This window comes from Desulfobacterales bacterium (genome assembly GCA_030066985.1).
Lineage (GTDB): Bacteria > Desulfobacterota > Desulfobacteria > Desulfobacterales > JAHEIW01 > JAHEIW01.
In genome coordinates, this window is record JASJAN010000015.1 from 22874 (window position 1) to 42787 (window position 19914).

Genomic DNA, 19914 nt, shown 5'->3' on the forward strand with positions numbered 1-19914 from the left:
GATGAATGGCAGCGCCTTCTTGATTGAGTCGCTGCATGAACGCTCAGTTCGCCTGCGGCAGATCCAAACGCCTACATGTTATGGCAAACGGGAATCGTTTTATCGGTGGGTTAGTCGTTGGTGCTTTTGATATCATTAACAAAACTGATGAGGTCGGGGAAAAAGATTAGAAAATTGGCCTCCAACTGACGGTAATGAACTTTTATTTCATCAATTGCCCCCGGTAGTCTATCACCGTTGGTCACTCGCTTGGACAGCCGCCCCAACGCTTGTTCAACACCTTTTAAATCTCGATAGGAACCCAGCCAATCATCGCGTATCATAAAAGGGATCATGGCCTGCAGGCGTTCGGGCAGCATCGATTGATTTTTTTTCAAAATATCATATGCGTTTAGAATAAAGGAGTCCAGAGCCGTATCCGCATATGTTGACCAGTGCCGGTATAAAAAATGATCGTAACACAGGTCGACGATGATACCGGCGAAGCGACGCCGCTTCGGGCTGTAAAGCTGCCGGCAGGCCCGTGTCATCGCATGAGCATCGGTATAGGTGTCTATTTTACGATGAAGCTCAATGCCCTGTTTGATCTTATTTGGGTATTGATCTTTTAGAGTTCCTTTGACAAAGTCTCCCAGGATGCTTCCGATCATCAACTCGACAGAATCTTTTGCCAGATAAAGATGCGCCAGGTAATTCATGTGTTAAAAATCCTTATGGTTTTTTAACTGACCCAATAAATTGACATGCAGATATAGCGTGTTAGTATAGGGATTACACAAAAATCGATATGGGTTCAAATAAATTATGCGCTGCTTTTAGACGTCCAGACGGAAGCCGGCTACAGAATCTCAGACTGTCCGATCAAAGTGGATCGCACTCGATTTGACTGTACTAACGAAAAGGAACTGAACAATGCTTGCAGCTACCTTAACATTTCGCACAAAGACCATTATCCTCATCGCCATCGGCGTTCTTTTGCCCATGCTTTGCGCGGCGATCGATTTGGAATTGCCGGGAGGAATTAAATTAAAATACGGCAAATTGGAGCGCAGCAAAGAAATTACCAAGGTATTTCAAACACCCCAGATTTTACCGAATCATAAGTACTATGTCAGCGGCTGGGGCTCTGTTCCTTACGCCATCATTGCCATTGACAGCCAGTTCAAATTGCGCAAGGGTTTGTGGAGTCCTGTTGAAGCGACCGTGCCTATTCTCAGAAACTGGGTTCGTGAAATGGACATCATCTACGGGTATCCGCCTTCTGGTTCCAGGATATTAGACCACAAAGGCCAGCAACTGGGCGTGTGGTATTCCAGCAAACAATGGACCACCATTATCATCGAAGAGGAAAATGAAATTGCCGTCTTTGCACCTGAAGCGCCTGGTTTTCGTGGCGGAAATTAGCCAAACGATCGAATCGTGCAATCATCCGAAAAGAACGTAAACCGTGAACTTGTTGGTGACTTAGCAAAAAAAACTGCTCATCCCAAACTGATCATTTAAATCTGCACATTTGATGCCCCGATCGCAAACATCTCTTTGATATATCTTTCAGATTGTGATAGCCATGGTTGAACCCAACCCATACCGCTGTCGCAATGAAAGCCAGCCGATCAAGAACCGAAAAACGATATCGTTCATTATTGCAAAAAGCCGTCAGACGGGGCAATGTCGAACTGGTCTTTACCACCAGCGCCTTTCTTGAATCCCTTGGATCGCAGGATCGGAATTGGTATCGCTCCCAAGCGGCGATTATTACTTTTGAAGAGTGTTGGCCGCTGGGGACCGAGCTTATCTTCAATAAAAAATTTCACAGCAAAGTGGCAGCCTTGATCCAGGTAACCCGCGCCGCCAAAGCGCGTGATGCCACCGGTCTGGGATACCTGGCTTTTGCCCTTTCACAGGGTGACGATACGGTATACACCCTAACCGACGACGACAAAGCCATCAAGATCGTAGCTTCGGCAATTCAGCGCCCCGACGATTTCTGGCAATGGATCGGCTGGCAGCAAACAACCGACACTGAAAAAACACTACTCGACAATGCCACGCGCTTTAAAAACGCCGGTCTACCGCATGACAAAGCCGTTATGCAAGCCGCTGCCTATTTAACGGCAACCGGTCAATTGCCAGACCTCACCGAGGGTCAAGCGCCGGATCCAAAATTCCCTTACTGGATCGTCTTTGATAACCACACGGTTGTCGGCCGACAGGTGCTACGGGATATCGCCCGAGACCTTCATATTCCCCTGCTTCAACTGGAATGGACGTATTTTTATTTCGAAGGTGCGAAAACCAACGGCGCCAATTCTTCAAAATGGTGGGATCTTTACTGCAACTGGCAATTTAACAAAATCGATCTGGCCGCCAATGAAGCGCATCTGCTATGGGACCCGGCCAAGGTTCAAGTGATGGAAGCGCTGGCGCAGGAAAGTCGTCAGCTGAAAAATGATCTTTATCGCTGGAAACTGGCCAACACAGATCGTATTACTGGGCTTAAAAGACAGGTTGAACTGTATATCGATCATTTGGATGAGGTTCAGCGCGACCAAAGAAGCTTGTTCTAGGTGCCCTGCGCTGATCAGAAACCCACTGCCAAGTTAGCGACGGCCCAAGTCGAATACCGAGGAGGTACCATGTCCGCCATTGTTGATAATCCCGATGCGTATTTTTCGCAGTTTGTTCCAAAAAGAGATAAGTTATTGCTGGAGCTCGAAGCGGAAGCCCAGCGTGATGCCATACCCATCGTCGGCCCTGTGGTTGGGGAATTGCTATTCATTTTGGCCCATGTGTGCGGGGCCAAACGTATCCTGGAATTGGGCACGGCCACCGGGTATTCGACCATTTTTCTGGCCAATGCCTGCGATGATGTCGCCGGTCGGGTGGTCACCCTGGAGCAGGATGAGGCCATGGCTGAAAAAGCGCTCAATAATTTCAAAAAAGCCGGGTTGCAGCATCGTATCGAGCTGCGCGTTTGCGATGCGCTGCAGGAGCTGGCGACCCTGGACACCTTTTTCGATCTGATATTTATGGATATTGAAAAGGAAGATTATCTGCGTGCGCTGCCGCATTTCCGCAATTGTATTCGAAAAGGCGGCTTGCTGGTCGTCGATAATGTGGCATTCAAAGGTGCCGACGGGTTTAATCGCGCAATTGTCGAGCAGGCGGATTGGCGCTCGGTCTCGCTCTTTTCGTATTTACCTCACCATTCGCCCGAATATGATGGAATATGTCTGGCAATCCGCAAATGACTAAATCAAAAGGGTTGAGCCCGTTTCCCATCTGCCATTTTACCGGTTGACGTGCTATCTTTTCAAATTTGCATATCGACAATTTGCAAAATCATAGATCATAGATATCAAGTCATCTTTATACAGTAACACGTCTACAAGTAGGAGATTGCCATGATGATCACTGCCCAAAGCAAAAGCGTTATTCCTTTTCGTCCCAATGATGCCAAACGGGTTGGCAAAGAATGCTATTATCTTGATTTAATAATTTGGTTAAATGGTGAGTTCGCAGAATTAGGTGACTTCGTGGGTTTCAACTATGGCGTCTACGTCAACGCCTATGGCGGATTCTTCATTGATGACTATTCGATGATCGGCCCTTATTCGATGATTCACACCGCCAATCATGAGACCGACCCAAGCAAACCTCTGCAGCAACAAGGATGGACCAAGCAACCTGTTACGATTGGAAAATGGGTCTGGGTTGGAGCGGCAGTGATGATTTTACCGGGCGTTACAATCGGAGACGGGGCTATCGTCGGTGCAGGAAGCGTGGTTGCCAAGGATATACCGCCGTGGACAGTAGCAGTAGGCAATCCCTGTAAAGTGATCAAAAAGCGGAAATAAAAGGCTGGGGCATCTGCAATTTCAGAGATATGCAGAGCGTCCTTGTGCCATCTCACATTCAAAAAAAAACACATCCATTTGAGACCATGCACATACTCTTTGTTCAACCTCAACCATGCGTTCGTGCTCTTAAATATGCCGAAGGACTTTGCAAGATCCATTCGGATATTCGCCTTTCGTTCGCATATTCGGGTAAAACGCTTACCGAGCTTTACGGACATGGTGACGAATGTTTTGGAGCCTGGTTTCCACTCGGTGACAATCCGGCAGCCGAGCTGCGCAAACTTGTCGATACACATGATGTCAATCTTATCCATTCTCACAATGCACCTGATACGTTAACGAATTTGTGTATCGATCTGTTTGGTGGAAAAATACCGATTGTGCACGACATCCACGATCTAATGAGCGCTCGTAATACAGCCTATGAGGATGGTCTGAATAAAAAGATCGACGTTTTGAATTGGCGCAAAGAGGAACGGCGGGCCATCGAACGCAGTGATGCCATAATTGCCGTTTCGGATTTTATCCTTCATATAGCGAGGCAGAAGGGCTATCGTCTTCCTAAGATTGCACACGTCTATGAAAATTTTATCCCAGAACGTTTCATTCCTAAAATTCTGCCACAGATAAAACAAAACTTTTCTGACCGGCCGATTCGTATTGTTTACGAAGGCTTTATTAGCAGCAATGGAGGCCACTATGATATGCGCTCCATCTTTCAAGCACTCGCAGCAGAGGGGCTTGAAGTGCATATATATCCATCACGCGAAAATTTAGACTATCAGACGCTATCAGATACCGTACCAAACATCTTCTATCATCCAAGTCTCCCACCGGATAAGCTTTTAAATGAGATCGCGCAGTATGATTTCGGCTGGGCTGGGTTCAACGATACGCTCAACAGGGTGCATATGAATACGGCTTTACCGAACAAGCTATTTGAGTACATAGCCTGTGGCTTGCCAGTCATCAGTTTCCCCCATGAGGCACTTAAGCGCTTTTTGGAGACACATAACTTAGGTCTTGTTATTAATACCGTATCAGGATTGACAGAACGGTTGCGGAATCCAGGAATGGCAGTCATACGGGAAAATGTCGGTGCTCACCGTTTAAATTTCACAGTTGAGGCCAATATTGGAGTTATAGTAGACATGTATTTAGAGTTGTGCGAAGAAACCGTTTCATTCTGCAATGAGCAAAGATACATTTAAATGAAAGCTCGACGGCTGTGAAATCAAAGCCGGATCCTCTCAGCTGGAATGGTTTACTTCCTTGATTTAATGACTTTACACGGATTGCCTACCGCAATGCTGTATGGCGGTATGTCTTTGGTAACGACGCTGCCGGCACCGATTAAACTCCCTTCTCCAATGCGCACTCCTGGGAGAATGATTACGCCCATGGTCACCCCCACATCCTTTTCAATATGAACGGGTTTTTTGATCCAGCCCTGACCGTCGATACCCGCGTCAACATTATCGATCATGTGGTTAGCGGTGTGTATCATGGTCATTGGGCCGAATCGGCTGCCTTCTTCGATAATCAATCCCCCAAAACCATTGACGTAGCACCCATAATTAAACCCGATATTATCTCCCAGCTCAATCTGGTCTCCGTTAAGCCACACGATCATGTCAACATAGTAACATTCTTTTCCAACCTTCTTGGCATCCCTTTGCCGGAAAGGGATAATACTTTTATTAAATTCAGTGAATTTCATAAGTCCTCCATTTTCAGTTATTAAATCAAGTAACGGAAGTGCCGAAGAATCGAATCCGGATAGATTACTTAATAGGGTACGCTCAGGAAAGTATCTTCATCAGCCAGGCGCGGATATCTGAGATTTCTTCGGCGCACACGCTGTGGGGTATGGGGTATTCATGCCAGTCGACGGTGTATCCGAGGTCGTTAAGCGCCTGCCGGGTTTCAACGGCTTTTACCAGCGGAATTACCGGATCCGACTGGCCATGGGCCATCATGATGGGCACCTGTTTTGCGGCTGAGCTGAATTCGGCGGCCGACTGTGCTACTGTGGGCAGGTGCATGGACATGGCCAGAATTCCCGCCAGCGGTTTATGGTAATGCAGGCCGGTATGCAGCACAATGGCGCCTCCCTGTGAAAATCCGGCCAGTACGATTCGCTCAGCAGCCATTCCGGATCGCAGTTCGTTCTCAATTAAAGCGGTGACCATATCTGCCGATTGACGGAATTGGTCCCGGTCGATGGAATCGGCAGTCAGCTCCACATCAAAGAGATCAAACCAGGCCCGCATAACCAAACCGCCATTGATGGTGACTGCCCGCAAGGGTGCATGCGGAAAGACATAACGCACAGCAAGCGAGTCGGGTAGACGCAGCTCAGGGACAATGGCTTCAAAATCATGGCCGTCGGCCCCCAGACCGTGCAGCCAGATAATCACCGCTGCGGGATCGCCAGATGGATTAATCTCAATGCATTCGGGAAGTTCTGAATTCAATTGGATGCCTCCTTCTTTGCTACGCACCAGAAGACAGAGGACAGAGAACAGAAGTCAGAATGGATGATTCATGTTCCTGTTTTTCGTCAGTTTTCTGACCTCTGACATCTGACCTCTGTCTTCTGTTCTTATTTGGTGATTACCTTGACAATTACGAAGGCGAATGTCAAATTGCACCTATGCGATCAGAAGGTATCCATATCCAGGAAACGCCGGATTTGAAAAACCCGTTGTTGATCGCCGGGTTTGACGGCTGGGGTAATGCGCTCAAAATTTCGAGCGGCATGACCGCTTACCTCATTCGTTCGTTTAAAGCAAAACCATTTGCCGTCATGGACCCCGATGCCTTTTATCGCTATGATGAATTGCGGCCGGTGGTGCAAATAGAGCACGGTGTCATGAAGCGTATCTCACCGCCGGAAGGCGTTTTTTATGCCGCACAGACAGCACAAAATGAACCCGACCTGGTGATTCTGCAGGCCGATGAGCCCAACCTCCGGTGGCTTGGCTTTGTTGAGGAATTTTACAGCCTTTGCGAAAAACTCATGGTTAAATCCGTTATCACCATGGGCAGCATGTATGACCATGTGCTGCATACAGACAGAATCATTTCGGCAATTGCATCCAACGAGACCCTGTCTTCGGTCTTGCAGCAAAAGGGCGTAACATCAATAACCTACCAAGGGCCCAGCGCCATTCATTCCATCATCCATTCCGAGGGAACGAAAAGAAATCTGGCCTGTATGAGCTTGTGGTGCCACTGCCCGTATTATTTACAGGGGACCACCCACTTTGGCATTTTAGCTCATCTGGGCAAATTGCTTGGTGCCTTGGGCGACTTTGAACTCGACACGGAAGATCTGGAAACCAGTTGGGAAAAATTGCATGTTCAGATAGATCAGCTGATCGAAGACAATGCCGAGTTGCAGTCCATCGTCAAGCAAATACGCAAAGCCAAGGTCAGAGGGACAGCGGCTCAAATGAAGGGCACACTGCAATCAGACGATAAAATCATCAATATTGAGGACTTTTTGCAACCCAAGTAACAGCCGCTTCGAGGCTGCTCTCTTCCATCTCCCCCGGTACCAGCGACATCATCAAATATATGCTATCAGAAGCGGCCATGCCGCCCTCGAAAGGCTGCCGCCCTCGAGTGGTGGGATGTATATCGACCGCGCGTTAGGGAATGATGTCTTCTGACGCTATGGGTGCGGTAGTGACGATTGTTGTAGAGTCCTTTTGATCGATGGCGGGTATAATGCTTATGTTTTGAGTAATGTCGCCGGTGTTTGTTGCTGTGCCCGTACTTGGAAGAATGCCGGCGATGCTTCTTATAGTGCCCATATTTGCTGCCATGACGGCTGTGTTTTTTATGGTGCCCGTATTTGTGATGGCGTCTGTGTTTGTAGTGATGCTTGCGATACAGCCCCAGGTTATGGCGCTTATAGCTTGAAGAATAGGTTCTATGGCCAGTGCGGTAATAGGGATAATAGTATCCATACCCGTACCCGTAACTGCCCCAACGATCATCATCGTAATAATCGGCGGCGGCTTCAGCTTCCCGCAAAATCTCGTCAGCTTCTCGCACCGCCGCTTCAGCGCGTGCTGCAGCAGCCGCAATTCGCCGCTCGGCCTCCAACTGCTGTTGCAATAACTGCGCTTGTCTTTCCGCCAGTTCTTGCTTGGCTGCTGCTAAACGCTCTTCTGCAAGACGCTCTTCATGAGCCGCTTCATCAAAGGGAATTTCAGGGGATTTGATTAAGAGTTCGGCATGTTTAGGGGGTTGCTGGTTGGTAAAATACCGCACACCGTTTTCATCCGTCCAGGAATAAATGTCGGCGCCGGCATTGGGTATCATAAACCCGGCAAGCCCCAGAGCTGCCAGGGTTAAGGCTATCAGATTAAACCGATCCATGAGTGCCTCCCTTCAGCCTTTTCAAGCTTCGCTGATGCACATTCGGTATAGGATTCAAATCAATAACATTTAACATAACCATCAAATGATTGCTGTAAATTAAAAAGCTCCGGTCTCTGTCTGATTCTATTGACGCATCAGACGCCCAACCCGTCGACATTTTTCTTAATGGCGGATTTTGCCCGTTAAATCCGTGAAAAAGCGAAGACGTTTGATTATTGGACCGGCTAAATGGGCCAACCGGCTCAACCTAATAACCTTTTAGTGGGCTTCCTGGGTAGCACCCGTACCCTCAAAATCACCAACCATTTCATCCGGCGTTTCATCCGCCTGCCCCCTATCACGCAAAATCTCAGATGCAATTTTGTGGTGCAGCTGTTCCTGGCGAGAGGAAAACAATCGACGATTCACTTTACGCGCCTGACGGGCTTCTTCAAGAAAATAGGCCAGGACATCAAGATCGTCAGATACCGCCTGTCCGGATTTTCGAGCGGTCTCGATTTTGGCCATAAGGGTGATAAGTCCATAAAGATACAAGCTTAAAGTGGTCATCCGACGCAAAAAAAATTGCTTTTGCATGATTGAGCGCCCGAAAAATAGGAATCCTGTTAAGATCATCAAGCGAATACGACGGGCGCTAGAGCGGGCAAAACGGGCAGCGCGATTCATGCGTTTATCATAAAAGACCAGCGGCCAGTTGCTGCGGCGAAACATCTCCTTAAGCAGTGTACCCAATTGCGCCAGCCTTCCGGAAGTTCCCCCTTGAAGGCGTTTGCTTAAGGTTCGCAAGACAAACATGGCCGGATACATTGAATGAATCTCGGTGGTGCCTTCAAAAATGGTGGTCACTCGAAAATCTCGCATACGTTTTTCATATGGCTGTGTGGTCAGATATCCCGAGCCGCCAGCAACCTGGAGAGCATCGTATATTGTGTCCCAAGCGCGCGTCGTGCCAAACAATTTACAATGTGAGCTTTCCATGGCCACCAGGGCGGTGGGGTTGGCTTCCAGCATCCCGGCGGTAAAGGCGGTCATCGCAGAGGCGACATGTCCGTGGACTTTGGCTTTCACCATTTTCTCCTGAATAAGCTCGAACTGGTTGATGGGAACACCAAACTGTGTCCGACTGGCGGCTCGCTCGGCCATATCCTGCAACGACTGTTTCATCATACCCGCCGAAGCAGCGCCCAGCGCCATTCGTCCATAATTTAGGATGACCATGGCAATTTTAAATCCATCACCGGGCTGGCCCAATAGATTTTCACGCGGAACCTTTACGTCTTTAAATTGGATCGATGCGGTGGAGCTGGCCTTGAGTCCCATCTTGGGCATATCTTTACCGATTTTGACACCATCCCAGGTTGTTTCGGCGATAAAGGCACCCATGAACCCGGGCCGAGCCGGATCCATCTGTGCAAATACGGTTAATCCCCCTGCATAATTGGCATTGGTAATGTAGGTCTTGGTTCCGTTTAGAATGTAGTGACGGCCATCTTCTGATGGGGTGGCGACGGTTTCGATGTTTGCCGCGTCCGAACCTGTCTGGGGTTCGGTCAAGGCATAAGAAAAGATCATATCCCCGCTGGCCGCCGGAGCTAAATACTTACGCTTTTGCTCTTCGGAGCCAAACAGCACGATGCCCTTGATCCCAATCGAGAGATGTGCCAGCGCCAGTATTCCCAGCGACATGTTATGACTGGCCAGTGTCTCGACAACATGCAAATACTGGTTTAAACTCAGTCCGACCCCGCCGAATTCCCGCGGAATGGTAAGACCGAAAAAATCATTGCGGCCTAATTTCTCCATCAATTCTGCCGGCACTGTTTCCTGTTCTTCTAATAGCGACGGTGGGTATTCCGAACTCGCCTCAAGAAATTTATCAATGATATGACGGGTGGTTTCAGTGGCCTCAAAATCCTTGAAGCCATCAAACGGTTCAGTGTTCAGTTGCCCGAAATAGGTATTGATCAGAAAATTTTCATAATCCATTTGCAACTCCTTATAGGGGACATTAGCAGCGTCATGCGGTTTCAGCAGCAGCCAGAATTGATTGCTGCTTCAATCGTTCATATGGTATACAGTAAGCATTTCGATTTAGGGGTCAATTTAAGCCGCCTATCGGTTTTGCGCTGATCGACGGCAACTAAGCCTGGCCGACACTGATGCTTCTCGGTTTGGTCCGATGCTCGGGTTAAGTGGTCAAAATGGTGCAAAGATGCTCAAAATAAACTGGCGAAGGGAAAAGGTTTGATGGCTAAGAATAAAAGCGATCTGGTAGTTAAACAATTTGTATCACCATCGGGTCAAAATCAGTATTTGTTGATCAGCGGCAGCGAAGCGGCCACCATTGATGTTTCCGGAGCAATCGATGATGTCGCTAAGATACTGGCAGACAGATCATTGCCACTGAAATACGTGCTGGTAACCCATGCGCATCAATCGCACGTCCAGACGCTGCCGGATCTCAAACAAAAATTCGGTTCAACCTTTTGTTTGCATGAATTTGAATACCAGCATCTCAAAGAAACAGATGTCGACATTGAGCCGGATCAGATTCTAAATGATAACGATACCCTCATGCTGGGTGCGACGAAGATAAGGGTTTTGCTGACAGCCGGCCACACGAAAGGCTCGGTTTGCTATTGGATCAAAGAAGCCAATGCCCTGTTTAGCGGCAGCACCCTGCTAAAAAAAGGCTATGGACAAATCTGGGGGCCCAGCAGCATGTCACTGATGCATTTCAGCTTGAAGCGCCTGGGTTCCACCATACCGGCAAAAACCACTATTTATACCGGCAGCGGCGAATTGACCCGAATGGCCAATGAGGGCTGGATCCACTGCATGCGCTCAGCCTAATTCAGGGAAAATGAGGACTGCGCCGGTGGCATAACCCGCCCTTCCAGGTTCAACTAAGCCGGTTTAACCTGAGATATGATCTTCCAGGCTTCTTCTGCAGTTTCAACATATTGAAAAAGATCTAAATCCTTGGGAGAAATTGTGCCGGCCTCCACCAGGGCATCAAAATTGATGACGCGCTCCCAAAATTCCCTGCCAAAAAGCAGAACCGGTATGGGGGTGACTTTTTGGGTTTGGATCAACGTCATGGTCTCAAAAAGCTCATCCAGGGTTCCAAATCCTCCCGGAAAAACCGCCAAGGCACGGGCCCGCATAAGGAGATGCATTTTACGGATCGCAAAATAATGAAACTGAAAGCATAGTTCAGGCGTGATATACGCGTTGGGGGCCTGTTCAAAAGGCAGCACAATGTTCATTCCGATGCTGGGTACACCGGCCTCATGAGCGCCGCGGTTGGCGGCCTCCATGATGCCAGGCCCGCCACCGGTGATGACCACCATCTTGTCTTTGCCGGTGTTGTTGGAGATCAGACCGCCGAGTTTGCGGGCCTCGTCGTAATATTTGCTGTTGGCCGCAGCACGCCGGGCGCTTTCAAGTTTTTGTTTGAGGTCATCGTCGTTTTTATTTTTACGGTACTCGGCTTCGGCGGAAACCAACTGGGCTTCAGCTGTTTCCGGGTCCAGTGTGCGTGCACTGCCGAAGATGACCACTGTTGATTCGATATGGTTTTCCTGCAAAATCAGCTCCGGCTTCAACAATTCCAACTGTAAGCGCACCGGACGTAACTCATCTCGCAATATAAAGTCATCATCCTGGTATGCCAGTTTATAGGAGGATGAAAGGGATTGAGGCGATTCTACATGTAGAAGTGCTGATTTGGCAGCATCTAACGCTGATATAAAAAATCGTGACTTAAGCTTCGGCTTTTTAAAAGACATCGATGACACTCCTTTTCTGATTGTTAAGTGAATGCTCAGATGTTGATTTGAAAGTTGTCATGCACCGCTGTTTAATATACGATTAGTGGAAAAGCAACCCTGCATAAGATGACCCCAGGTATTTGAAAAAATGTTCGTGTGAGGCAGAAGCAGCGATGGGTGAAAGGTTTGGGCTGCTGATGACGACTAAGTTTTTGGCGTCAGGGTGCATCAGACCTAACCAAATGTTTTTTCACACAAATTAAAAAGCAGACAACAGAGGAGATGGTCCACCACGATGTTTCTGATGAGCGACATAATTGATTTGGCCATACAAATTGAGAAAAATGCGGAAAGCATCTATCGAAATGCCCTGTCTAAAATATCAAACCCGGCTTTGGTTTCGGTACTGGATTGGCTCATCGATGAGGAAGTCGCCCATGCCGCCTGGTTTCGGCAGTTGAAGAATAGCACCGGTACCCAGATCAAAGACCCGGCGGTCGAAGCGATGGGAAAATCCCTGCTCAGTGAGGTGCTGGGCAAACAAAGTTTTTCGCTCAAAGAAGCCGATTTCAGTGAGATTGAGCGGCTGGCGGATTTACTTTTGCTGGCGATTGAATTTGAAGAGGACAAGGTCTTATTCTACAAAATGTTAAAACCTTTTATTTCCAATTCTGAAACCCTTGATTTCCTTGAAAAAATTATTAGTGAAGAAAATTACCACATTCAGGAATTAAAGAAATTGGTGGATCGTCATACAGAAAATGGCACGATAATATCTGGAAACGAATCTAGATAAATCTAAAAAAAAGCCTCACGCAATCCCGCCCGCCTCGCCTGAGCGGCTCGCGATGGCGGGCGTGGGTCGCAAAGGCGCAAGGAAATAAAAATTATAAATTAACTTATAGTTGTTGGTATTTGATTACCCATAAACGGGTTATTGGTGGACGGACTCAACCCAAAATGCCGTTTATTGAGAAGCGGCATTTTCAACCGACGATATCCAGCAAGGAGCCCAGCATCTCTTCCTGGGTGTCGATTGTTTTTAAATTCGCCTGATAGGCGCGTTTGGTAAGCATTAAATCCGGAATCTCTTCCGCCAGGTTGACATTGGAGGTCTCTTTTTCAACTTTTTCCCCGTTTTCAATAGCATCGTACCGCAGGCCCGGGCTTTCGTCCTTTTTGATATTCACCCGAACGCCCCCATTGACATCTTCATGCAAGTAGGCGCGATTACGCTTGAATCCATCTGTGTTGACGTTGGCAATGTTGTCGGCTGTAACCCCCAGTTTCGTAACAAATGCTCTTAAAGCGGATATGGTGCTGTTCACTGCTGAAATCATTTGCCCCCCAAGGTCGCTGAAATGGTTGCCGTTCTGTAAAAAAATTAAAACTTCCCTAAATGCCGTTATTCCAACCGGAACATACTCCATCAAGTATAGTTGTGAGAGCCCGAATAAGAAGATGCACGTACATCTGGGAAGTTTTAAACTATTTTCATTTTTCCAATTATAAATACAATAATTGTGCCAAAACTGCTTATTGCATATTATATAATTATATTAGTATTTTATTATATATACCGGTAGAATAAAATGGTTAAAAATGACAATTATCGTCAATTATTTTGCCCTAAAATGTCAATCTGCCAGCTACAGCCTTGCTGCCTGCAGTCAGAACGCTAAATGACACTGGTTGGCGGCAGAAATTGCCGGTTAACGTTCATGCGGGTCTTCTTTGATGGGGATGTTTGCCTTAGGAAAATCAAGCCAAATGCGAATGGCAGCGGTGACGCATTAATCGAAAAGGGCGGCGATAGGAGATCTTGTAGCAGGTTATTTCAGGTGGCCTTATCTGAATACAAAAGGAGGGGTATCATCATCGAGGGTGACATGCTTTTTCGCCCGGTTGGGTGGTTTGAGATCCTTTTTCTTACGCGGCCGGTCCCGACCGGCGAACAATCCGGACAAGATGTAAAACGAAACGCGGTAAAACAGTCGCCAAAGCTGTAATACCAAATAAAACAGGCCCATACCGAGGGCTACCTGCACAAATGTCGGTTGGGCGGAGGTCCAGATACTAAATGCCTTCCATGCTTCTACCAGCCAATTTAAGGTAAGGTCCATGGTATCAATCTTTCCAGCTTCGTTTCCTGATATCCTCGTCCTGTCTCAATGTCAAGAAAACAATCATCGGCCTTTGCGGTCAAAATTTTGACAGAACACAAGGTGTTTCCATTGCAACCCATCTGGTATCCGACCTGGGTGCCCGCAGGCCAGGGGTTTTTGAAGATTGCATTGCCGTATTTAATTGGCATGAAAGTTGAATAATACGTTGGATAGTTCGCAGTGGTGCTTAGGCAGTATAAAACCCTGCGGCATCCGTCCCAAAGCGTCACATACTGAGGGACGCTCCTCCTTTATATGCCCCCGGGGCTTAGCTCACCCCGGGGGCTGCATCGGATGTGCGAGATGAAAGTTACAGCCCCAGTGGCGAAAGGATGAAGCAATCATGATTTGTGTAGTAGAGTATGGCAAACACATCGGAACCCTTCGAAACCTGTTTTCCGACAAGCAGCAGGCCCTGGCTTTTGCCCAACGAATAATTGCCCTTTCCGATGGTGAATACCGCAGTATCGGGCCACATCAGTGGTATTGCCAGGAAAAAAAAGAGTATGTCAAAATAGAAGCCATGCGGAATTGACATCCGATCAGGATCTCAAAAGAGGTGCTGTCTAAAAATTCAAGGTAAAGTTTTATAAAATAATACCGATAATTAAAACAACAGTGTGCAGGCGGGCACGCTGTTTGATATAATTCCTTAGGGAGGGGGCGGCTCATGGTGAGCCGCCCCTACTTTTTTGGCGTGTGGTTTGTTTGACTACACCGGTTGGACGTCACCTCATTAATTTGGCGTAGAGGTACCCGCCTTTATTATCTTTCCTTTGCTGCTGTTGACCCCCCTGAATTTGCGCCCTATACTTATACCGTTCGACATTGATTGGCGAAACCAGTTGTTTTTTTGGCTCTTAACAGCAGCGCAGATAGGTAAAGTATGTATAAATTCAACAAAATTATCAGTATCTTAGCCTCCATATTGACATTTTTCATCGTTTACGGGTCGCCGGTTCAGGCAGCTGCGATCGAGGTGCCGCGAATTTCAAATCACGCGGCCAAACAGATGGTTGACGACCCGGCTGTAATTTTCATCGATGTCCGCTCAGCAAAGTCGTATTGGCGGAGCACCTCGAAAATAACCCGTGCGGTGCGTGAAGATCCCAACGCTGTGATCCAATGGACAGCTAAATATACCAAAGATAAGACCCTCATATTTTATTGTACCTGAAAAAATGAAAGAACCAGTGCCCGGGCGGCGCGTCATTTCATTGAAAATGGCTACCCAAAGGTTTACGCCCTCAAAGGCGGCTGGGCCGCCTGGAAAAAGGCCGGCTATCCAATTCAAAAAAAATAGCACCGCCAATAGACTTTAGCCTTGCAAGATACCTTTTTAGTATTTATGATAGTTAATTCAAGGTATTATAAACTTAATCAAAAATTGAGTTTGAGAGATAGCCCCATGAGCGGTGTAGATAACCTGATTGCTTATATCGATAACGGCGGCACCCGCTCCGGTTCGGAACGGCGACACGCTTCCAAAACGGCGCATCTGCCCGACAGAAGAATCCAGTACGATCGCAGAAGCGGCGCCGATCGTAGAAGGATTCTCAACAAAAAAAGGAAAATGGGAAAAGAGCGCCGGACGACGTTTTACGATTAAAGATTTGATTGAAATACAATCCACATTAACATTACCCAAAGTTAAACTGCTGCACCCCATTTTAGATATCTGAATGAACATGCCCGGGATATAGATCAGGCTGCTGCCGAGCAGCTAAGCAAGGATCGATTGAACGTCTGTAACTTCCCTTTCACAAATGTCTCTTCACAATAGCCGGTCATGATATTGCTGCATGCTAAAACCGGTTATGATTGCCCTCTATTTGTATTTTCTGACAAATGAATTCGTTTTAATCATTTCATATCAAATGTTTAGGGTGCGGCATCATTCTACCGCAGCATCTTATGCGATGCACAGATGTCAACGGTTTGGCGTCTTAAAGCGTCTTTTGATTCAGGTCAATCATTTGGATGGGATATCGATGATATATGGTGCAAAAGGCGCTTACCGACTACGGTGGTGTCCGAACGTAACCATTCGATTTAGTGACGATATACGAAAAGCAAGCAGCAGTTGCATTGAATGCCGTTCAATAGCTCAAACGAAATCTGCCGGGGTTGATAAAGATAATGAAAAAATGCTTACCACATGAAAAAAAGAATTGTCTACTGCACGAGGATAAACCCGATCTTCGACTGGTCAGGACGAATTATTGCGTGCCGGGGGTCATGTCGCGCTGCAGTGCCGGTGAAATCTGGCATGACCAGAAGAGATGCAAATTTGCCGATAAATCGACGGTCCAAAATCGTTGTATGTATTATATTGAAACCATCGGCGGCCATTGCGATTGTGTTGATGCGCAGCGGGAAATGAAAAATATTGCCGATAAAGGGAGGGGCTAAACCAAAAGGATTCAACAGCGAGCTGTGGCACCATCGAGATGCATTAAAAAACCCCCGAGCAGCCCTCACACTACCCGGGGGAGTTTTAATTTTGGCCATAGTGAAACATTGTATAACCTGATTTCAACGCGTATAAAATGTACGATGCCCAGTCGCCATCCACTATGACCAATGTGGGCAAGATCCAAAATGGATCTTGCCCTGCCTGCCCTCAAATGATTATTACCAATGGCCAGCAACAATCATTGACATGCTGGTATGACTCTATCACAATATATTGATAAATGTCAAGAAAAAATACCATATATGGTATATTCGCACATTTATCAGTCGCAATCGATAGCACTGAATCCAGGTTCAAGCCGTAAAGATTCACCAAAACTGTTGGCGAAATTTGCAGAAATAATTCAATATGGGCTTTAATCTGATTATTTTATGCTTATTGTTGTTCTCTAAACTCATTTAATTCGTCTAAAGAGCAAAATTATCGAAGAAAACGGGCATTTTACTAGCGGCGATCGATATCCCCGCAGAAGTACGAAATCGTAAGGTTTGTATGGCAGCTGCGACTTAGGGAAAAGTTTTCACTAGATCAAGGCTTTCTGATGGCTTGCAGGCCATCGGGTGACACCTGATAACGATGGCTGCCTGCCGCTGAGTTTTGTGCATACACCAAATAAATGAAAAACCAATGAGATCTAAAATACAAACATGTTTGATCGCTGTCTTGCTGCTAGCCACGACAACGGTCACTGTGGCAGCAGCCAATTTGACCGATTTGGTGAAGACCATCCAGCCCGCAGTGGCCACGGTAGTCGCATATGATGTGAACAACAATGTCGCCAATATCGGTACTGGTTTCTTTGTAAACAAATACGGGCATTTAATAACCAACCACCATGTGCTTATCGGAAGATTCAGCGCGGAGATCAGAACCGCTGATGGCGGCATCTATCGCATCAGAACGATTGTGGCCGAGAACCAAGACACCGATTTGATTAAGGTAAGTGTCGATATCCCCCAGGATAAAGTTCGCTGGTTAAAGCTGAGCGATGAGGTGCCTCCCGTGGCCCAGCGCGTGGTGGTCGTGGGCAGCCCGATGGGACTGGAGCAAACTGTCAGTGACGGGATTATATCCTCGGTGCGTGAAATACCCGGTCTGGGAACTTTCTTTCAGATGTCGGCTCCCATATCCCCCGGTTCAAGCGGCAGCCCGGTGGTCAACATGCAAGGCAAGGTGGTGGGCGTAGCCAGTTTTCAATTTTTAAGGGGCCAGAACCTTAATTTTGCTGTGTCGAGCAGATCGATCAAAGACCTCAAAATTAAAACAACCGCGCAATCTCTGTCAGAATGGACTTTCGGTCGCAGCAAACAAAAACCGCGCTTGGCGGCGGAACTGTGCCGCAAAGGGTATAGCCTTTCGATAAACGGGCAAGAACAACAGGCCTTGCAGTATTTTAAACTGGCCGCCGAAAATGATCCCGGCAGCACCGCCGCCTGGTACGGTCTCGGATACTGTTATGCCGGAAAAAATTCGTACACAGAAGCCATCGCGGCCTACAAGCAGGCCATTCAGACAAACCCGGCCAATGAGGTTTCCCATTATCATCTGGGAAATTACTACAGCAAAATCGGTCGCTACAATGAGGCCATTGAATCCCTGCAGCAGGTGGTCACATTAAATCCGAAATTCGAAGCTGCCTATTTTAATCTCGGCATTATTTACAACAAAATGGGCCGGTACAATGAAGGGCGCGAAGCCTTTGAGAGAGTCGTCATCATTAATCCACAAGCACAAAATGCTTATTATAATATAGGGGTGACCTATACCAAACAGGGCCAATACGCGTTGGCCGTCCTGGCCTATCAAAAGGCCATTGAAATTCATCCTGAATTTCCGGAGGCCATATTCAACCTGGGTGTTATACATGGCGAACTCGGCAACGCCAGAGACGAAATGCAGGCCTATCAAAAGGTCATTCGGATTAATCCGGATTTTGCCCCCGCCCATTTTGCCATGGGGCAAGCCTATTTACAGCAGGGAGACAAAGCCGCTGCGCTGGATCAGTATAAAATCCTAAAAAATTTGGATGACGAACTTGCGGAAAAACTATTTAAAAAAATCTACCATTAGCCTGATCTGAATGGATCCCCAAAAAACCGCCTATAAAAAGCTGCCCAACAATCGTGATCATAACTGTTTTGGTTGCAGCCAGACCAATCCTTCCGGTTTGCAAATGGCCTTTTGGGCTGATGAGAATACCGTCACATCAAATGTCACCGTTCCCCAACACCTGTGCGGCTGGAACAATCTGGTCCATGGGGGTGTCCTGAGCACGATTCTAGATGAAATCATGAGCTGGGCCACGATCCATTTGCTCAAACAGATCCCCATGACCAAGTCAATATCGATAGATTTTATCAAACCGGTGTTTGTCGGCAACCCGCTGAAAGTTGAGGGTCGTGTACTGAAAAAAATCGACCGGCGCGAAGCCTTAATGGAGGGGACCATTCTAAACGCGGACGATGTTTGCTGTGCCCGGGCCACCGGAACTTTTGCCATCTTTTCACCGGCGGTGGCCGAACGACTCCAAATTACAGATAGCGAATCGCTGAAATGGTTTGAGCAGGTGTTTAAGCTCAAGTAAGGTTCTGGGTTCAGGGTTCACAGGTTCCGGACACAGCTACTGGCGGCTGGCCTTTTGTCTGAAAGTCAGCCAGAAACAAGTAGCGCGCAGCAAGGAGCAAAAAGGGCTAAAACCTTATTTAGTTGAGATTAATCTGGCCCCTGAAAAAAAGAACAAACTTCTGTTAAAATTTGGTCTTGATTCTGACGCGTCAGCTCAAACAGCCGTACATCTGGTCGTCTCTTCAATTCCGCGATCAGGCCGCCGCCCTTCTGTGCAATGGTTGCCACCAGGTGTTTGTCTGACGCTAATATGGCCTTAATGATGTCGATAAACCGCACGGATAAACATTCCATTTTACCGATTTCATCGATCATCACCACACTGGTTTTCGAAGTCGAAAATGGCAGCATATCCAGAAAAATCTCAAGTCCCTTAACATCCACGCCATATTTTCCCACCCGGTAGCCGGTGTTCAAATCCACATGTGCCAGTGTGCCGGTGCGGCCGTCTAAACTGCAAAGGCCAAAGCCCTGGCGGGATTTACCCTTGCGGATTTCGGCTGTGTAGAACCCGATCGGATTCAGGTGCTGCAATTCATCCACCAGCCGCCGAAAAAGGGTTGTCTTGCCCGACCCCGGCAGTCCGGTTATCAGAATGTGTCGGTTACTCATACTAATTT

The 19914-nt window shown here is 47.4% G+C and carries 23 protein-coding genes; 14 read left to right on the forward strand and 9 right to left on the reverse strand.

What is annotated here, in order from left to right; genetic code table 11:
• Positions 1 to 110: 110 nt before the first annotated feature.
• Positions 111 to 698, reverse strand: coding sequence for an ACP phosphodiesterase (locus QNJ26_08855; protein MDJ0985640.1), 588 nt, complete (start codon positions 696 to 698; stop codon positions 111 to 113).
• Between the two features lie 214 nt (positions 699 to 912).
• Here QNJ26_08855 and QNJ26_08860 point away from each other — a divergent pair, with 214 nt between their 5' ends.
• The 5 genes from QNJ26_08860 (at position 913) to QNJ26_08880 (ending at position 5071) form a co-directional block, all read left to right on the forward strand.
• Complete coding sequence (locus tag QNJ26_08860) at positions 913 to 1404, forward strand: hypothetical protein (GenBank protein ID MDJ0985641.1); 492 nt, start codon at positions 913 to 915, stop codon at positions 1402 to 1404.
• Between the two features lie 194 nt (positions 1405 to 1598).
• Positions 1599 to 2567 (forward strand): hypothetical protein, encoded by a 969-nt coding sequence (locus tag QNJ26_08865; GenBank protein MDJ0985642.1) that lies wholly within the window; start codon positions 1599 to 1601, stop codon positions 2565 to 2567.
• A gap of 69 nt (positions 2568 to 2636) precedes the next feature.
• On the forward strand, positions 2637 to 3251 hold the full coding sequence (locus QNJ26_08870; GenBank protein ID MDJ0985643.1) for an O-methyltransferase: 615 nt from the start codon (positions 2637 to 2639) through the stop codon (positions 3249 to 3251).
• A gap of 153 nt (positions 3252 to 3404) precedes the next feature.
• A complete protein-coding gene (locus QNJ26_08875; GenBank protein MDJ0985644.1) occupies positions 3405 to 3857 on the forward strand; it encodes an acyltransferase in 453 nt (150 codons plus the stop codon).
• A 44-nt stretch (positions 3858 to 3901) separates the two neighbouring features.
• Positions 3902 to 5071 carry a glycosyltransferase gene (locus QNJ26_08880; protein ID MDJ0985645.1) on the forward strand — a complete coding sequence of 390 codons (1170 nt, stop codon included), beginning with the start codon at positions 3902 to 3904 and terminating at the stop codon, positions 5069 to 5071.
• A gap of 53 nt (positions 5072 to 5124) precedes the next feature.
• On the opposite strand, the gene QNJ26_08885 is transcribed toward QNJ26_08880, so the two are convergent.
• A complete protein-coding gene (locus tag QNJ26_08885; GenBank protein MDJ0985646.1) occupies positions 5125 to 5580 on the reverse strand; it encodes an acyltransferase in 456 nt (151 codons plus the stop codon).
• Positions 5581 to 5662: 82 nt separating this feature from the next.
• Positions 5663 to 6337: an alpha/beta hydrolase gene (locus QNJ26_08890; protein MDJ0985647.1), complete on the reverse strand. Its 675-nt coding sequence runs from the start codon at positions 6335 to 6337 to the stop codon at positions 5663 to 5665.
• 179 nt (positions 6338 to 6516) lie between these two features.
• Between QNJ26_08890 and QNJ26_08895 the strand changes: the two genes are divergently transcribed.
• A complete protein-coding gene (locus QNJ26_08895; protein ID MDJ0985648.1) occupies positions 6517 to 7383 on the forward strand; it encodes a PAC2 family protein in 867 nt (288 codons plus the stop codon).
• 65 nt (positions 7384 to 7448) lie between these two features.
• On the opposite strand, the gene QNJ26_08900 is transcribed toward QNJ26_08895, so the two are convergent.
• A complete protein-coding gene (locus QNJ26_08900) occupies positions 7449 to 8252 on the reverse strand; it encodes a DUF4124 domain-containing protein (GenBank protein MDJ0985649.1) in 804 nt (267 codons plus the stop codon).
• 261 nt (positions 8253 to 8513) lie between these two features.
• Positions 8514 to 10241: an acyl-CoA dehydrogenase family protein gene (locus tag QNJ26_08905; GenBank protein MDJ0985650.1), complete on the reverse strand. Its 1728-nt coding sequence runs from the start codon at positions 10239 to 10241 to the stop codon at positions 8514 to 8516.
• Between the two features lie 261 nt (positions 10242 to 10502).
• Between QNJ26_08905 and QNJ26_08910 the strand changes: the two genes are divergently transcribed.
• Positions 10503 to 11108 (forward strand): MBL fold metallo-hydrolase, encoded by a 606-nt coding sequence (locus tag QNJ26_08910; protein ID MDJ0985651.1) that lies wholly within the window; start codon positions 10503 to 10505, stop codon positions 11106 to 11108.
• A 53-nt stretch (positions 11109 to 11161) separates the two neighbouring features.
• On the opposite strand, the gene QNJ26_08915 is transcribed toward QNJ26_08910, so the two are convergent.
• Positions 11162 to 12046 (reverse strand): TIGR00730 family Rossman fold protein, encoded by an 885-nt coding sequence (locus tag QNJ26_08915; protein ID MDJ0985652.1) that lies wholly within the window; start codon positions 12044 to 12046, stop codon positions 11162 to 11164.
• A gap of 286 nt (positions 12047 to 12332) precedes the next feature.
• Here QNJ26_08915 and QNJ26_08920 point away from each other — a divergent pair, with 286 nt between their 5' ends.
• On the forward strand, positions 12333 to 12824 hold the full coding sequence (locus tag QNJ26_08920) for a ferritin family protein (protein ID MDJ0985653.1): 492 nt from the start codon (positions 12333 to 12335) through the stop codon (positions 12822 to 12824).
• Positions 12825 to 13014: 190 nt separating this feature from the next.
• On the opposite strand, the gene QNJ26_08925 is transcribed toward QNJ26_08920, so the two are convergent.
• Both QNJ26_08925 and QNJ26_08930 read right to left on the reverse strand, forming a co-directional pair.
• The gene (locus QNJ26_08925) at positions 13015 to 13368 is read right to left on the reverse strand and encodes a flagellar basal body rod C-terminal domain-containing protein (GenBank protein ID MDJ0985654.1); all 354 of its coding nucleotides are present in this window, start codon (positions 13366 to 13368) and stop codon (positions 13015 to 13017) included.
• A gap of 507 nt (positions 13369 to 13875) precedes the next feature.
• Entirely contained in the window at positions 13876 to 14151 is a 276-nt protein-coding gene (locus tag QNJ26_08930; GenBank protein ID MDJ0985655.1) for a hypothetical protein, read from the reverse strand.
• A gap of 385 nt (positions 14152 to 14536) precedes the next feature.
• Here QNJ26_08930 and QNJ26_08935 point away from each other — a divergent pair, with 385 nt between their 5' ends.
• The 6 genes from QNJ26_08935 to QNJ26_08960 all read left to right on the forward strand — a co-directional run bounded on the left by QNJ26_08935 (position 14537) and on the right by QNJ26_08960 (position 19253).
• Positions 14537 to 14728 (forward strand): hypothetical protein, encoded by a 192-nt coding sequence (locus QNJ26_08935; protein MDJ0985656.1) that lies wholly within the window; start codon positions 14537 to 14539, stop codon positions 14726 to 14728.
• 351 nt (positions 14729 to 15079) lie between these two features.
• Positions 15080 to 15370 (forward strand): hypothetical protein, encoded by a 291-nt coding sequence (locus tag QNJ26_08940; protein ID MDJ0985657.1) that lies wholly within the window; start codon positions 15080 to 15082, stop codon positions 15368 to 15370.
• Positions 15371 to 15601: 231 nt separating this feature from the next.
• The gene (locus QNJ26_08945) at positions 15602 to 15802 is read left to right on the forward strand and encodes a hypothetical protein (GenBank protein MDJ0985658.1); all 201 of its coding nucleotides are present in this window, start codon (positions 15602 to 15604) and stop codon (positions 15800 to 15802) included.
• Positions 15803 to 16332: 530 nt separating this feature from the next.
• Positions 16333 to 16605 (forward strand): hypothetical protein, encoded by a 273-nt coding sequence (locus QNJ26_08950; protein ID MDJ0985659.1) that lies wholly within the window; start codon positions 16333 to 16335, stop codon positions 16603 to 16605.
• 691 nt (positions 16606 to 17296) lie between these two features.
• Positions 17297 to 18739: a tetratricopeptide repeat-containing serine protease family protein gene (locus QNJ26_08955; GenBank protein MDJ0985660.1), complete on the forward strand. Its 1443-nt coding sequence runs from the start codon at positions 17297 to 17299 to the stop codon at positions 18737 to 18739.
• A gap of 10 nt (positions 18740 to 18749) precedes the next feature.
• Positions 18750 to 19253 (forward strand): PaaI family thioesterase, encoded by a 504-nt coding sequence (locus QNJ26_08960; protein MDJ0985661.1) that lies wholly within the window; start codon positions 18750 to 18752, stop codon positions 19251 to 19253.
• Between the two features lie 128 nt (positions 19254 to 19381).
• Here QNJ26_08960 and QNJ26_08965 read toward each other — a convergent pair whose 3' ends face one another.
• Entirely contained in the window at positions 19382 to 19906 is a 525-nt protein-coding gene (locus tag QNJ26_08965; GenBank protein MDJ0985662.1) for a nucleoside-triphosphatase, read from the reverse strand.
• Between the last annotated feature and the right edge of the window lie 8 nt (positions 19907 to 19914).

Excerpts from the sequence above, each read along its gene's own strand:
- QNJ26_08955 (MDJ0985660.1), top strand. The coding sequence starts at position 17,297 with ATGAGATCTAAAATACAAACATGTTTGATCGCTGTCTTGCTGCTAGCC.
- QNJ26_08930 (MDJ0985655.1), bottom strand. The coding sequence starts at position 14,151 with ATGGACCTTACCTTAAATTGGCTGGTAGAAGCATGGAAGGCATTTAGT.
- QNJ26_08915 (MDJ0985652.1), bottom strand. The coding sequence starts at position 12,046 with ATGTCTTTTAAAAAGCCGAAGCTTAAGTCACGATTTTTTATATCAGCG.
- QNJ26_08910 (MDJ0985651.1), top strand. The coding sequence starts at position 10,503 with ATGGCTAAGAATAAAAGCGATCTGGTAGTTAAACAATTTGTATCACCA.
- QNJ26_08900 (MDJ0985649.1), bottom strand. The coding sequence starts at position 8,252 with ATGGATCGGTTTAATCTGATAGCCTTAACCCTGGCAGCTCTGGGGCTT.
- QNJ26_08905 (MDJ0985650.1), bottom strand. The coding sequence starts at position 10,241 with ATGGATTATGAAAATTTTCTGATCAATACCTATTTCGGGCAACTGAAC.
- QNJ26_08855 (MDJ0985640.1), bottom strand. The coding sequence starts at position 698 with ATGAATTACCTGGCGCATCTTTATCTGGCAAAAGATTCTGTCGAGTTG.
- QNJ26_08920 (MDJ0985653.1), top strand. The coding sequence starts at position 12,333 with ATGAGCGACATAATTGATTTGGCCATACAAATTGAGAAAAATGCGGAA.
- QNJ26_08950 (MDJ0985659.1), top strand. The coding sequence starts at position 16,333 with ATGAAAAAATGCTTACCACATGAAAAAAAGAATTGTCTACTGCACGAG.
- QNJ26_08935 (MDJ0985656.1), top strand. The coding sequence starts at position 14,537 with ATGATTTGTGTAGTAGAGTATGGCAAACACATCGGAACCCTTCGAAAC.
- QNJ26_08895 (MDJ0985648.1), top strand. The coding sequence starts at position 6,517 with ATGCGATCAGAAGGTATCCATATCCAGGAAACGCCGGATTTGAAAAAC.
- QNJ26_08875 (MDJ0985644.1), top strand. The coding sequence starts at position 3,405 with ATGATGATCACTGCCCAAAGCAAAAGCGTTATTCCTTTTCGTCCCAAT.
- QNJ26_08870 (MDJ0985643.1), top strand. The coding sequence starts at position 2,637 with ATGTCCGCCATTGTTGATAATCCCGATGCGTATTTTTCGCAGTTTGTT.
- QNJ26_08885 (MDJ0985646.1), bottom strand. The coding sequence starts at position 5,580 with ATGAAATTCACTGAATTTAATAAAAGTATTATCCCTTTCCGGCAAAGG.
- QNJ26_08960 (MDJ0985661.1), top strand. The coding sequence starts at position 18,750 with ATGGATCCCCAAAAAACCGCCTATAAAAAGCTGCCCAACAATCGTGAT.
- QNJ26_08860 (MDJ0985641.1), top strand. The coding sequence starts at position 913 with ATGCTTGCAGCTACCTTAACATTTCGCACAAAGACCATTATCCTCATC.
- QNJ26_08865 (MDJ0985642.1), top strand. The coding sequence starts at position 1,599 with ATGAAAGCCAGCCGATCAAGAACCGAAAAACGATATCGTTCATTATTG.
- QNJ26_08945 (MDJ0985658.1), top strand. The coding sequence starts at position 15,602 with ATGAGCGGTGTAGATAACCTGATTGCTTATATCGATAACGGCGGCACC.
- QNJ26_08965 (MDJ0985662.1), bottom strand. The coding sequence starts at position 19,906 with ATGAGTAACCGACACATTCTGATAACCGGACTGCCGGGGTCGGGCAAG.
- QNJ26_08925 (MDJ0985654.1), bottom strand. The coding sequence starts at position 13,368 with ATGATTTCAGCAGTGAACAGCACCATATCCGCTTTAAGAGCATTTGTT.
- QNJ26_08940 (MDJ0985657.1), top strand. The coding sequence starts at position 15,080 with ATGTATAAATTCAACAAAATTATCAGTATCTTAGCCTCCATATTGACA.